The sequence below is a fragment of the Bauldia sp. genome, from assembly GCF_020442045.1.
In the GTDB taxonomy this organism is placed as follows: Bacteria; Pseudomonadota; Alphaproteobacteria; order Rhizobiales; family Kaistiaceae; genus Bauldia.
The window spans coordinates 29,123-41,108 of record NZ_JAGRLA010000068.1; the positions used below are offsets into that span (position 1 = coordinate 29,123).

General features: G+C 63.9%; 9 protein-coding genes and 1 pseudogene. 8 read left to right on the forward strand and 2 right to left on the reverse strand.

From position 1 onward, the window contains the following. Positions 1 to 63 precede the first annotated feature (63 nt). From bamA to lpxB, 6 genes are all read left to right on the forward strand, one after another. Complete coding sequence (gene bamA, locus KDJ86_RS07905; RefSeq protein ID WP_291744571.1) at positions 64 to 2,340, forward strand: outer membrane protein assembly factor BamA; 2,277 nt, start codon at positions 64 to 66, stop codon at positions 2,338 to 2,340. A 70-nt stretch (positions 2,341 to 2,410) separates the two neighbouring features. Further along, complete coding sequence (lpxD, locus tag KDJ86_RS07910; RefSeq protein ID WP_367116773.1) at positions 2,411 to 3,490, forward strand: UDP-3-O-(3-hydroxymyristoyl)glucosamine N-acyltransferase; 1,080 nt, start codon at positions 2,411 to 2,413, stop codon at positions 3,488 to 3,490. Further along, on the forward strand, positions 3,480 to 3,938 hold the full coding sequence (gene fabZ / locus KDJ86_RS07915) for a 3-hydroxyacyl-ACP dehydratase FabZ (protein ID WP_291744572.1): 459 nt from the start codon (positions 3,480 to 3,482) through the stop codon (positions 3,936 to 3,938). Before lpxD ends, fabZ begins: the two co-directional genes overlap by 11 nt. Positions 3,939 to 3,947: 9 nt before the next feature. Continuing rightward, positions 3,948 to 4,736 carry an acyl-ACP--UDP-N-acetylglucosamine O-acyltransferase gene (lpxA, locus tag KDJ86_RS07920; RefSeq protein WP_291744573.1) on the forward strand — a complete coding sequence of 263 codons (789 nt, stop codon included), beginning with the start codon at positions 3,948 to 3,950 and terminating at the stop codon, positions 4,734 to 4,736. A gap of 28 nt (positions 4,737 to 4,764) precedes the next feature. Then, positions 4,765 to 5,628: an LpxI family protein gene (locus KDJ86_RS07925; RefSeq protein ID WP_291744574.1), complete on the forward strand. Its 864-nt coding sequence runs from the start codon at positions 4,765 to 4,767 to the stop codon at positions 5,626 to 5,628. Next, positions 5,625 to 6,860 (forward strand): lipid-A-disaccharide synthase, encoded by a 1,236-nt coding sequence (lpxB, locus tag KDJ86_RS07930; protein WP_291744575.1) that lies wholly within the window; start codon positions 5,625 to 5,627, stop codon positions 6,858 to 6,860. The genes KDJ86_RS07925 and lpxB overlap by 4 nt, the downstream gene beginning before the upstream one ends. Here lpxB and gltA read toward each other — a convergent pair. Beyond that, positions 6,833 to 8,146 (reverse strand): citrate synthase, encoded by a 1,314-nt coding sequence (gltA, locus tag KDJ86_RS07935; protein WP_291744583.1) that lies wholly within the window; start codon positions 8,144 to 8,146, stop codon positions 6,833 to 6,835. The two genes, lpxB and gltA, sit on opposite strands and share 28 nt — an antisense overlap. Before the next feature lie 110 nt (positions 8,147 to 8,256). Next, positions 8,257 to 9,678, reverse strand: a complete 1,422-nt coding sequence (gene gltX, locus KDJ86_RS07940; protein ID WP_291744576.1) for a glutamate--tRNA ligase — start codon at positions 9,676 to 9,678, stop codon at positions 8,257 to 8,259. A 200-nt stretch (positions 9,679 to 9,878) separates the two neighbouring features. On the opposite strand from gltX, the gene KDJ86_RS07945 reads away from it, so the two are divergent. Together KDJ86_RS07945 and KDJ86_RS07950 are read left to right on the forward strand one after the other, a co-directional pair. Beyond that, a complete protein-coding gene (locus tag KDJ86_RS07945; RefSeq protein WP_291744577.1) occupies positions 9,879 to 11,558 on the forward strand; it encodes a glutamine--tRNA ligase/YqeY domain fusion protein in 1,680 nt (559 codons plus the stop codon). 68 nt (positions 11,559 to 11,626) lie between these two features. Beyond that, positions 11,627 to 11,986, forward strand: a pseudogene (locus KDJ86_RS07950) (hypothetical protein); the annotation flags it as partial.

Genomic DNA, 11,986 nt, shown 5'->3' on the forward strand with positions numbered 1-11,986 from the left:
TCGGGGCGAGGAGCACGGGGTATTTCTATCCAAATGAATTCATTTATGTTTTTAGTTCGGAGAGTGGCTCTCGTCCTGATGCTCTCGCTGGTTGCTCTCGGGGGCGTCGGCTCATCGGGCTTCGGGCCGACGGCCGCGGAGGCCGCGACGGTTTCCCGCATCGTTGTCAAGGGCAATACGCGCGTCGAGGCCGAGACCGTCCGCAGCTACGTGCTGATCGTCCCCGGAAAGCCGTTTTCCAACGCGGATATCGATGAATCGGTTAAGGCGCTGTACGGGACGGGCTTGTTTTCCGACGTCAACATCACGATCAGCGGCAGTTCACTGGTCGTCGTCGTCGAGGAAAATCGCGTCGTCAATTCGGTCATCATCAAGGGCAACAAGAAGGTCAAGAACGACGAGCTTTATGCCCTGTTGCAGACCAAACCCCGTGGTGTGGCGACCGAAGCCAAGCTGCAGGGCGACGTGCAGCGGATGACGGACTACTACGCGACCCAGGGCCGCAGTACCGCTACCGTCACATATGAAGTCACGGATCTTGCCGATAACCGGGTCGACGTCGTCTACATCATCGACGAGGGCGATCGGACGGCCATCGGCCGGATATCCTTTGTCGGCAATAACGCCTTTTCCGAGTCGCGCCTTCGCAGCGTCATCACCTCGCGCAAGCGCAGCATCCTGACGATGCTGAACCGGAAGGACGTGTTCAACGAGGCCAAGCTCGCGGCCGACCAGGAGGCTCTCCGTCGGTTCTACATGAGCCACGGCTACGCCGATTTCCGCGTGATTTCGGTCGACTGGGACTATGACGAGGCGTCGAGCCGCTACTCGGTTGTCTTCACGGTCGACGAGGGGGGCCGCTATCGCTACTCGTCGATCAATATCGACTCGACCATCCCCGGCGTCGATACGAGCAGGCTGATGCGCTTCGTCCGCACCAAGCCGGGGCGGATCTTCGATTCCCGTCAGGTGGAGAAGACGGTCGAAGATCTGACGATTGAGCTCTCCCGCGCCGGCTATTCCTTCGTTCAGGTCCGCCCGCGCGGCGATCGCGACTACGACAACCACACGATCTCGATCACGTATCTGATCGACGAGGGACCCCGCGTCTATGTCGAGCGGATCGAGATTTTCGGCAACACGAAGACCCGCGACTATGTGATCCGTCGCGAGTTCGATCTTTCCGAAGGCGACCCCTACAATCGCGTCCTTGTCGATCGCGCGGAACGGAAGCTCCGTGACCTCGGGTATTTCAAGACCGTCGACATCCAGACGGAGCCGGGGTCGGCGCCGGACAAGGTGATCCTCGTCGTCCGGGTCGAGGAGGAATCGACGGGTGAATTCTCGGTCGGCGCCGGTATCTCGACCGACGGCCTGGTCGCGGAAATCTCGCTCGACGAGCGCAATTTCCTCGGCCGTGGCCAGCGGTTGCGGATTTCGGTCGGCTTCGGTGCCGATCAGCAGCAATACAGCATCTCGTTCACCGACCCGTATTTCCTCGGCTACAACATCTCGGCCGGCGTGGACGCGTACAAGACCATCCAGAATCGGTCCAGCTATCGTCCCTACATGAACGACATCATCGGGGGCGGCTTGAGGCTTGGACTGCCGATTACCGACGATCTCGTCCTCAACCTGAACTACAAGCTCAATCAGAAGACGATCTCGCAGACGAAGAAGCAGACCGCGGCCTACTTCCCGAACGGCGTCTACGTGACCTCTTCCGCCGGCTACGAGCTCACCTATTCGACGCTCGACAGCAATATCGATCCCCGTGAAGGCGTCTGGCTGAACGGGGCGCAGGACTTTGCCGGTATCGGCGGCGACGTCAGCTACATGAAGTCGATCGCCGAAGCGCGCTACTACCAGCAGCTCCTGCCTGACAAGGATGTTGTCGGTATCGTCCGGGTTGCCGGCGGCAATATCACCGGTCTTGGCCAGAAGGTTCCCGTCTACGACAACTTCTTCAAGGGCGGCGAGACGATCCGCGGCTTCGAGAGCTACGGCTATGGCCCGGTGGACATCGCGACCGGCACCCATGTCGGCGGCAAGAACTACTGGGTCGCGACGGCGGAGGTTCAGTTCCCGTTCCCGGGTATTTCGCCTGATTTCGGCTTCCGCGGCGCGCTCTTCGCCGACGCCGGCAACGAATTCGATGTCGATGTGCCGAAGGGTGCCGGCCCGGTCAACAATGCCAACCAGATCCGGTCGTCGGTCGGTGGGTCGGTCATGTGGGCGTCGCCGATCGGCACACTGCGGGCGGACATGGCCTATGTGCTCAGCAAGGCCAAGACCGACAAGGAACAGTGGTTCCGCTTCAGCGCCGGCAGGACATTTTGATCGAAGCGGATTTGGCTGAGGGGTCGCCGGGTCAACGGCGGCCCTTTGCCGATTCCGGGACCGGACGATAATGGATCCCGCCTTTTTCCAGCGCGCTCAGCCGATCTCCCTGGAACGCGTTGCCGTGATTACCGGCGCCGTCATCGCCGATCCAGCACAGGCCGATCGGATGGTCGGTGGCGTTGCGACGCTCGAACGCGCCGGTCCCGATGACGTGACCTATATGGGGCATCGCAGCCTGTCGGACGCGCTTGGCGCCACCCGCGCGGCGGCGTGCTTCATTACCGAACGGGACGTCCTCCTGGCGCCGCCGTCGACCGTGGTGCTCGTCACCGCGTCGCCGGAGAGGGCATTCGCCATTCTGACCGGCTATTTCTATCCGGACTCGCTCCGTCCCATGCCGGTGTGCGGGGAGGCGGGTGTTTCGCCCGCTGCCCATGTCGCGGAAAGCGCCCGCCTGGAAAAGGGGGTGACGGTCGAAGCCGGCGCGGTCGTCGGTCCAGGTGCCGAAGTCGGTGCCGACAGCCTGATCGCTGCGGGCTCGATCATTGGCGCGGGCGTGAGGATCGGCCGCGAAAGCTCGGTTGGACCAAGCGCCAGCGTTCTTCATGCGCTGATCGGCAACCGCGTCGTCCTTCATCCGGGCGTGCGGGTGGGGCAGGACGGGTTTGGCTACGTCCCTGGCGCGGCCGGACACCTGAAAATACCCCAGGTCGGGCGGGTGATCATCCAGGATGACGTCGAGATAGGGGCAAACACGACGATCGACCGGGGAAGCAGCCGGGATACCGTGATCGGAGAGGGGACCAAGATCGACAATCTGGTCCAAATCGGTCACAACGTCGTCATCGGGCGCCATTGCCTGATTGCCGGGAATGCGGGTATTTCCGGGAGTGTGGTGATGGGGGATTTCGTCATGATCGGCGGTGGAACCGGCGTCAGGGATCACGTCTCGATAGGCAACAACGTGAAGATCGCCGCGGCCGCGGCCGTGCATTCCAATATTCCGGATGGCGAGACCTGGGGCGGATATCCGGCGATGCCGATCGATCGCTTCTACCGGCAGATGCGGACGCTGCAGCGCATCGTCAGGGGCGACGTGGTGATGCGCGGTCCGGGAAGCACCAAGGAGGGTCCGGATGGCGAATGACGCGACCCAGCTTGTCGATATCGACATTCAGACGATCTACAAACTGCTGCCGCACCGGTATCCGTTCCTGATGGTCGATCGCATCGTCGATATCGATGGCGACAATTCCGCCATCGGAATCAAGAATGTCACTGTCAACGAACCCTATTTCGCCGGTCATTTCCCCGGCCAGCCGATCATGCCGGGTGTCCTGCTCATCGAGGGCATGGCGCAGACGGCGGGCGCGATCTGCATTCTCGCGCGCGGTCAGGACAGCCCGAAGGTCGTCTATTTCATGACCATCGACCAGGCGAAGTTCCGCCGCCCGGTGATGCCCGGCGACCGGGTCGAATACCACGTCAAGAAGATCAGGAACCGCAGCAATATCTGGAAATTCAACGCCGAAGCGATAGTCGACGGCAACAAGGTGGCACAAGCAACGATCAGCGCCCTGATAGCGGACGAGTAGCCCCTCGAAATGGCAGAAATCCATCCCACGGCGATCGTTTCGGACGGCGCCCGCATGGGCGCGAATGTCAGCGTCGGACCGTTTTCGATCATCGGGCCGGATGTGGTCCTGGAGGACAACGTCGAAGTCCAGTCCCACGCGCTGATCGATGGCCACACGACGATCGGCGCCCGGACCAGGATCTACTCCTATGCCGCGATCGGCGGTCCGCCCCAGGACACCAGCTATGACGGCGAGCCGACCAAGGTCCTGATCGGCGCCGATTGCATCATCCGGGAACAGGTGACGATCCACCGCGGAACCGCACGCGGCCGCGGCACGACATCGATCGGCGACCGCTGCTTTCTGATGATCGGCTGCCATGTCGCCCACGACTGCGTGGTCGGGGACGAGGTGGTGATGGTGAATTCGGCAACGCTCGGCGGCCATACCGAGATCGGCAATCACGCGATCCTCGGCGGCCTGTCGGCGATCCAGCAACGCTGCCGGATCGGCGCCCACGCCTTCATCGGCGGGCTATCCGGGATAACCACGGACGTCATCCCTTTCGTTTCCGCCATCGGCGATCGGGCCGAGATCGGCGGTCTCAATATTGTTGGTCTCAAGCGCCGCGGCTTCGACAGACCGACCATCCATGCGCTCCGCGCCGCCTACAAGGCCGTCTTCGAAGGCGGCGGCACCCGCGAGGACCGGGTCGCCAGGGTTGCGGAGAAATACGCCGACGTCCCGGCTGTGATAATGATTGTCGACTTCATCCGCGCCGGCGGCGATCGGCCGCTTTGCATGCCGCGCGACTGATCGGGCCGGGCGCCGGGATAGACAGACCATGGCCGTGACCGAAGGCGAACCGATCGGGATCGTTGCGGGCGGAGGCTCCGTGCCGCTTCACGTTGCCGAAGCCGCGCTCCGGGCCGGCCGCAAGCCCTTCATCGTCGCCATCGACGGCGAGGCGGAGGAGGGCATCGCCGCTTACCCGCACGAAGTCCTCAAATGGGGCCAGATCGGACGGATGCAGTCGGTCTTCGTCGCCCATGGCGTCAAAGAGCTGGTGATGATCGGCAATATCAGGATCCGGCCGGATTTCAGCAAGTTCAAGCTGGATCTCGGTGCGATCCGGGTCATCCCCAAGGTCCTTGCACTGCTCAAGAACGGCGACGCCGACCTGCTGAGCGGTGTCGTGACAATCATGGGCGAGCTTGGATTCACGGTGATCGGCGCGCACGAGATCGCGCCGGAACTTGTCGCGACGGAAGGGCCTCTCGGCCGTCACAAGCCGGACACCGTGGCCGGCCGCGACATCGCCAGGGCGATGCGCGCCGCGCGGGCGATCGGCGTCATCGACGCCGGCCAGGCGGCGGTCGCGATCAACGGCCGGGTCGTCGCAATGGAAGCGGCGGAAGGCACCGACGGGATGATCGACCGGGTCGGCGCACTGAGGCGCGCCGGGCGGTTGAAATGGAGCGGACGGCGGGGCGTCCTCGCGAAATGCGCCAAGCCGCAGCAGGATCTTCGCGTCGACATGCCGACGATCGGGCCGAAGACGGTCAGGGCGGCGGCCGAGGCCGGTCTCGCGGGGATCGCGGTCGAGACCGGCAGGGTGATGATCGTCGACCGCGACGATGTCATTGAGCTCGCGGACCGGGCGGGTTTGTTCATAGCCGGCGAAACATCCAGGGCAGACGTGGAGTGACAGAGCGTCCGTTCACGGCATTTCTCGTTGCCGGCGAAGAATCCGGTGATCATCTCGGCGCGCGCCTGATGGAGGCGATGAAGGAACGCCTGGGCGACAACATCCGTTTCGCCGGTGTCGGCGGCAGCCGGATGGAGGCGCTCGGGCTGAAGTCGCTCTTTCCGATGCACGAGATCGCCTATCACGGCGTCACCGCGATCATCGCCAACCTGCACCGGATCGTGGCGAAGCAGCAGAACACGGCCAGGGCCGTCACCGCGGCGAACCCCGATGTCCTGGTCGTCATTGATTGTCCTGGCTTCAATCTTGGCGTCGCGAGGCGTGTGCGGAAGTGGGCGCCGACGATTCCAATCGTCCAGTATGTGTCGCCGACAGTGTGGGTCTGGCGTCCGGGGCGGGCGCCCTGGATGGCCGGCTTCATCGACCATCTGCTCGCCATTCTGCCCTTCGAGGAGCAGGTCCATGAACGGCTTGGCGGGCCGACATGCACCTATGTGGGCCATCCCCTGACCCAACGTCTCGACCGGTTGAGGCCCGGGCCGGGGGAACGTCGGCCGCTGTCCGATGGCGAGAAGCCCGTATTCGTGGTCCTGCCCGGAAGCCGCCATGGCGAGATCAAGCGGCTGATGGAGCCCTTCGGGGAGACGGTGGCGAACATCGTCGCCGAGCATGGCCCGATGGAGGTTCTGCTGCCGGCGGTGCCGCGCTTTGCCGATGAGATCCGGGCGCGAACCGCGGAATGGCGGGTAAAGCCGACGATCGTGGTCGGGGAAGACGAGAAATACGCCGCCTTCCGCCGCGCCAGTCTTGCGCTTGCCGCTTCCGGCACGGTGACCCTCGAGCTCGCGCTTTCGGGTGTGCCGATGGTCGTCGCCTACAAGGTCGACTTCATCGTCAAGCCCTTCAAGCAGCAGTTGTCGCGGATCAACTCGATCGTACTGCCGAACCTGATCACCGGCACCAACGAGATACCGGAATTTCTCGACGGGGAGGCGACACCACGCAACCTCACCACGGCGCTCGGCCGGCTTCTCGGAGACACCCCGGAACGGCAGGCGCAAATCAGCGCCTTCGGCCGTCTCGACGCGTTGATGGCGCTCGAATCGGGAACGCCGAGCGGACTCGCGGCCGACATCGTCATCGAGACGGCCCGAAAGGGGCCGACCGCGATCCGTTCGAAAAAGCGCCGCTCGGGCGGCCAGGCTCAGCGCCGCTTGGAAACGGGCACGTAGTCCCGGCGCACCTCGCCGGTGTAGAGCTGGCGCGGGCGGCCGATCTTCTGGGACGGGTCCTCGACCATTTCCTTCCACTGCGCGATCCAGCCGACGGTGCGCGCCAATGCGAAGAGAACGGTGAACATCGTGGTCGGAAAGCCGAGTGCTTTCAGCGTGATACCTGAATAGAAGTCGATATTCGGATACAGCTTCTTCTCGATGAAATACTCGTCGGTAAGGGCGATCCGCTCGAGTTCCATGGCGACCTCGAGCAGAGGATCGTCCTGGATGCCGAGCTCGGCAAGAACCTCATGCGAGGTCTTCTGCATGATCTTGGCGCGCGGATCGTAATTCTTGTAGACGCGGTGGCCGAAGCCCATCAGCCGGAACGGGTCGTCCTTGTCCTTGGCCCTGGCGATGAATTCGGGAATCCGGTCGGCGGTGCCGATCTCCTGCAGCATGTTGAGGGCCGCTTCGTTGGCGCCGCCATGGGCCGGACCCCAGAGGCAGGCGATGCCGGCGGCGATGCAGGCGAAGGGGTTGGCGCCGGACGAGCCGGCGAGGCGGACCGTCGAGGTCGAGGCGTTCTGTTCGTGGTCGGCATGGAGGATGAATATCCGGTCCATCGCCCGCGCCAGGACGGGATTGACCTTGTAGTCCTCGCACGGCACCGCGAAGCACATCCGCAGGAAGTTCGACGCGTAGTCGAGGGAATTCAGCGGATAAACGAATGGCTGACCGACGTGATATTTGAACGCCATCGCGGCAATCGTCGGCATCTTGGCGATCATCCGGAGCGACGCCACCATGCGCTGGTAGGGGTCCGAGATATCGGTCGAGTCGTGATAGAAGGCCGACATCGCGCCGACCACCCCGCACATGATCGCCATCGGATGCGCATCGCGGCGGAAGCCGGTCAGAAAGCGGCTCATCTGTTCGTGGATCATCGTGTGATAGGTCACGCGATGATCGAAATCGGCCTTCTGCGCCGCCGTCGGCAACTCGCCATAGAGAAGCAGGTAGCAGGTCTCGAGAAAGTCGCCATGCTCCGCGAGCTGGTCGATCGGATAGCCGCGGTAGAGCAGGATGCCTTCATCGCCGTCGATGAAGGTGATCCTGGATTCGCACGACGCCGTGGATGTGAAGCCAGGATCATAGGTGAAGCGCCCGGTCTGCCGATAGAGCGTCGAAATATCGACAACATCCGGCCCGAGGGTGCCGCTGCGGATTGCAAAATCATTGCTTTGCGATCCGATCGTCAGAGTTGCATTGTCGTTCTTTTCCGCTGCCGCGGGGGCTTCCATTTCGCTCGCGTTGGCCACGGCAGCCTCCATATTTTGAGGTGGTATCGAATTGGCGGCGATTATATTGCTGCGGCGCGGCAAGTCCATGCGGCAGATGGAATCGACCGATCCTATCGCGCCTGATCGCCAATCCGGCCAAGGGATTCGGGCTTTCCGAGGATTTCCAGGACATCGAATATCCCGGGTGATGTGGTCGTTCCGGTAAGGGAGGCACGCAAAGGTTGCGCAACCTTGCCCAGCTTGAGCGATGCGCCTTCGGCAAAATCCTTGACGACCGGCTCCAGGTGTTCGGTGGTCCATATCGAACATGCTTCCAGCTTCGGCAGAAGCGCGGCAAGGACAGTGCGCGCATCGGCGGTGAGCAGATCCTCCGCCTTTTCGTCGAGTGGCAAAGGGCGCTCCGCCACGACGAAACCTGCCCGCTCGACCAGCTCGACCAGCGTCTTGGCGCGTTCCTTGAGCAGCGGAATGGACGCTTCGAGGCGCCGGCGGCGCTCGTCATCGAGCTTCGCGGCGAAGTCCGCGCCGCCCTTGAGATGCGGGAGTTCGGCGAGGAGGATCGCCGGGAGCTCCGCGTCGCTCATCTCCCGAATGTAATGGGCATTGATGCTTTCGAGCTTGGCGAAATCAAAGCGCGCCGCACCGCGTCCGATCCCGTCGAAATCAAACCACGCGACCATCTCCTCCGCCGACATGATCTCGTCGTCGCCATGACTCCAGCCGAGCCGGACGAGGTAGTTCCTCAGAGCTTCCGGCAGGTAGCCCATCGCCCGATAGGCGTCGACGCCGAGCGCACCGTGCCGCTTGGACAGTTTAGCGCCGTCGGAGCCGTGAATCAGCGGGATATGTGCCATCTCGGGCAAGCTCCAGCCGAGCGCGTCGTAAAGGATCTTCTGGCGTCCGGCATTGGTCAGATGGTCGTCGCCACGGATAATGTGGGTGACCCCCATGTCGTGGTCGTCGACGACGACGGCCAGCATGTAGGTCGGGGTGCCGTCCGACCGCAGGATGACGAAGTCGTCGAGGTCGGCATTGGGGAAAGCGACCCGGCCCTGGACGTGATCCTCGATGACCGTTTCCCCGTCCCGCGGCGCCCTGATGCGGATCGAGGGGGCGACACCGGCGGGCGCCTCGGACGGGTCGCGATCGCGCCAGCGCCCGTCATAGCGCGCCGATCGGCCTTCGGCGCGGGCGAGCGCCCGCATCTCGTTCAGTTCCTCTGCCGTTGCGTAACAGCGGTAGGCGAGGCCGCGGGCAAGAAGGTCGTCTGCGACCTCGCGATGGCGCCCGGCCCGCGCAAACTGGTGGACCGGCTCGCCGGACCAGTCGAGGCCGAGCCAGGTCATGCCATCGAGAATCGCGGTGATCGCGGCATCGGTCGAGCGCTCCCGGTCGGTGTCCTCGATCCTCAGCAGCATCCGGCCGCCGGTATGCTTCGCGTAGAGCCAGTTGAACAGCGCGGTGCGGGCGCCGCCGATATGCAGATAGCCGGTCGGCGAGGGGGCAAAGCGGGTTACGACGGGTGTGGTCATGGTCAGATGGCGGGCCTTTCCGGTTTGCCGGCTCGTTTAGCACAGGCGACGGGCGCCATGTCAGGGAATTGGGAACGCGAATTCACGCCTCGGCGCTTGATTTCGAACCGCGTCCTTGGCCTTTGCGACGGGATTTGGCACATAAGCCCGTCTCCGGGCCGGCGACGCCGCCGAATTCGGAAGAAAACAGGAACCAACCGATGTCATCGACCGAAGCACCGTCAGAAGCCGGACAGGATTTCATTCGCGACATCATCCGTCGGGACCTCGATTCCGGTGCCGCTGAAGGCGTGGTCACCCGCTTCCCGCCGGAGCCGAACGGCTACCTGCACATCGGTCATGCCAAGTCGATCTGCCTCAACTTTGGGGTCGCGGCCGAATTCGGCGGGCGGTGCAACCTGCGCTTCGACGATACCAACCCGACGAAGGAGGAGCAGGAATTTATCGACGGCATCATCGAGGATGTCCGCTGGCTGGGCTTCGACTGGGGCGCGCGCGTCCGCTATGCCTCCGACTATTTCGAGCAGTTGTACGAGTGGGCGGTCCACCTGATTCGCGCGGGCAGGGCCTATGTCGACGACCAGAGCCAGGAAGAGATGCGGGCGAGCCGGGGCACGCTGACCGAACCCGGCCGGAACAGTCCATGGCGGGATCGAACGGCGGAGGAGAATATCGACCTGCTCGTGCGGATGCGGGCCGGGGAATTCCCGGATGGTGCCCGCGTGCTGCGCGCCAAGATCGACATGGCCGCCGGCAACATCAACCTGAGGGATCCGGTGCTTTACCGTATCCTCCACGCCAGGCATCCGCGAACCGGGACCGACTGGTGCATTTACCCGAGCTACGATTTCGCCCATGGCCAGTCAGACGCCATCGAGGGGGTGACGCACTCACTCTGCACGCTTGAATTCGCCGATCACCGGCCGCTTTACGACTGGTTGATCGAGCACCTGCCGGTGCCGTCGCGGCCGCGCCAGTACGAGTTCGCGCGACTGAACCTGACCCATACGCTGCTGTCGAAACGCGTGCTGACGGAGCTGGTTCGCGGCGGCCATGTCGACGGCTGGGACGACCCACGCATGCCGACCCTGTCCGGATACCGGCGCCGCGGCGTGCCGCCCGAAGCGATAAGGGACTTCGTGAAGCGGATCGGCGTGGCCCGTGCCGACAGCATGGTCGACGTGGCGATGCTCGAGGCGTCGATCCGCGAGACGCTCAACCTCACCGCGGAGCGTCGGATGGTGGTGCTCAACCCGCTGAAGGTGGTGATCGAGAACTATCCCGAAGGCGAGACGGAACAGCTCGACGCCGTCAACAATCCGTCCAATCCGGACGCGGGGACCCGTCCGGTCACCTTTTCTCGCGAGATCTACGTGGAGCGCGACGACTTCATGGAGGACCCGCCGAAGAAGTTCTTCCGCCTGGCGCCCGGACGCGAGGTGCGCCTGCGTTATGCCTATTTCGTCACCTGCCGCGAGGTGATCAGAGACGCCGATGGCGAGGTCGTCGAGCTGCGCTGCACCTATGATCCCGAGACGCGGGGCGGCAACACGCCGCCGGACGGCCGCAAGGTCAAGGGCACGATCCACTGGGTCTCCGCCGCGGATTCGGTTCGCGCCGAAGTCCGTCTCTACGAGCCCCTGTTCACCGATCCGGAGCCGGAGGCCGGCGGCTTCGCGGCCGCGATCAACCCGGCCTCGCGCCAAACGCTGGTCGACTGCCGGCTGGAGCCCGCGATCGTCCAGGAGAATAGCGACGACGCCATGCAGTTCGAGAGGCTTGGCTATTTCGTCCGCGACCCCGTCTCGACCAGCGATCATCCGGTCTTCAACCGGACGGTCGGTCTCCGCGACAGTTGGGCCAAGGTCGCCGGGAAATAGCCTGATGGTGTATTCCGCTACCGATACGCGCTGATGTAGCATCGGCGGTCGGGGAGGCGCCTCCGGCCATGAGCGACCTGAGACCGGAAGGGAAGGGCGGCACGCCAACGGCCGAACGGCCGGGGACGGTCCATTGGGCCGGTCGTCGCCGGCATTGGTTCCCCTTCGATCCCGTCCGGCTTTGGCTGGGTGCCACTTTCGAGCGCGAGATGGAGGCAGGGCGGGCATTCCTGTGGCTGCCCGTCCTCTTCGGCATCGGCATTCTTGTCTATTTCGCGCTGCCTGCCGAGCCATCGCTCGCGGCCTTGGCGGTCGTCTCGCTTCTTCTCGGCGTTGCGAGCTGGACCGCCCGGACACGCCTCGGCCTTTTCCGGGTCCTCGTCGCATTGACGGTCGTGACGCTCGGCGCCGGCGTCATGAAGGCCCGA

Excerpts from the sequence above, each read along its gene's own strand:
- lpxD (WP_367116773.1), top strand. The coding sequence starts at position 2,411 with ATGGATCCCGCCTTTTTCCAGCGCGCTCAGCCGATCTCCCTGGAACGC.
- fabZ (WP_291744572.1), top strand. The coding sequence starts at position 3,480 with ATGGCGAATGACGCGACCCAGCTTGTCGATATCGACATTCAGACGATC.
- lpxA (WP_291744573.1), top strand. The coding sequence starts at position 3,948 with ATGGCAGAAATCCATCCCACGGCGATCGTTTCGGACGGCGCCCGCATG.
- KDJ86_RS07925 (WP_291744574.1), top strand. The coding sequence starts at position 4,765 with ATGGCCGTGACCGAAGGCGAACCGATCGGGATCGTTGCGGGCGGAGGC.
- gltA (WP_291744583.1), bottom strand. The coding sequence starts at position 8,146 with ATGGAAGCCCCCGCGGCAGCGGAAAAGAACGACAATGCAACTCTGACG.
- gltX (WP_291744576.1), bottom strand. The coding sequence starts at position 9,678 with ATGACCACACCCGTCGTAACCCGCTTTGCCCCCTCGCCGACCGGCTAT.
- KDJ86_RS07945 (WP_291744577.1), top strand. The coding sequence starts at position 9,879 with ATGTCATCGACCGAAGCACCGTCAGAAGCCGGACAGGATTTCATTCGC.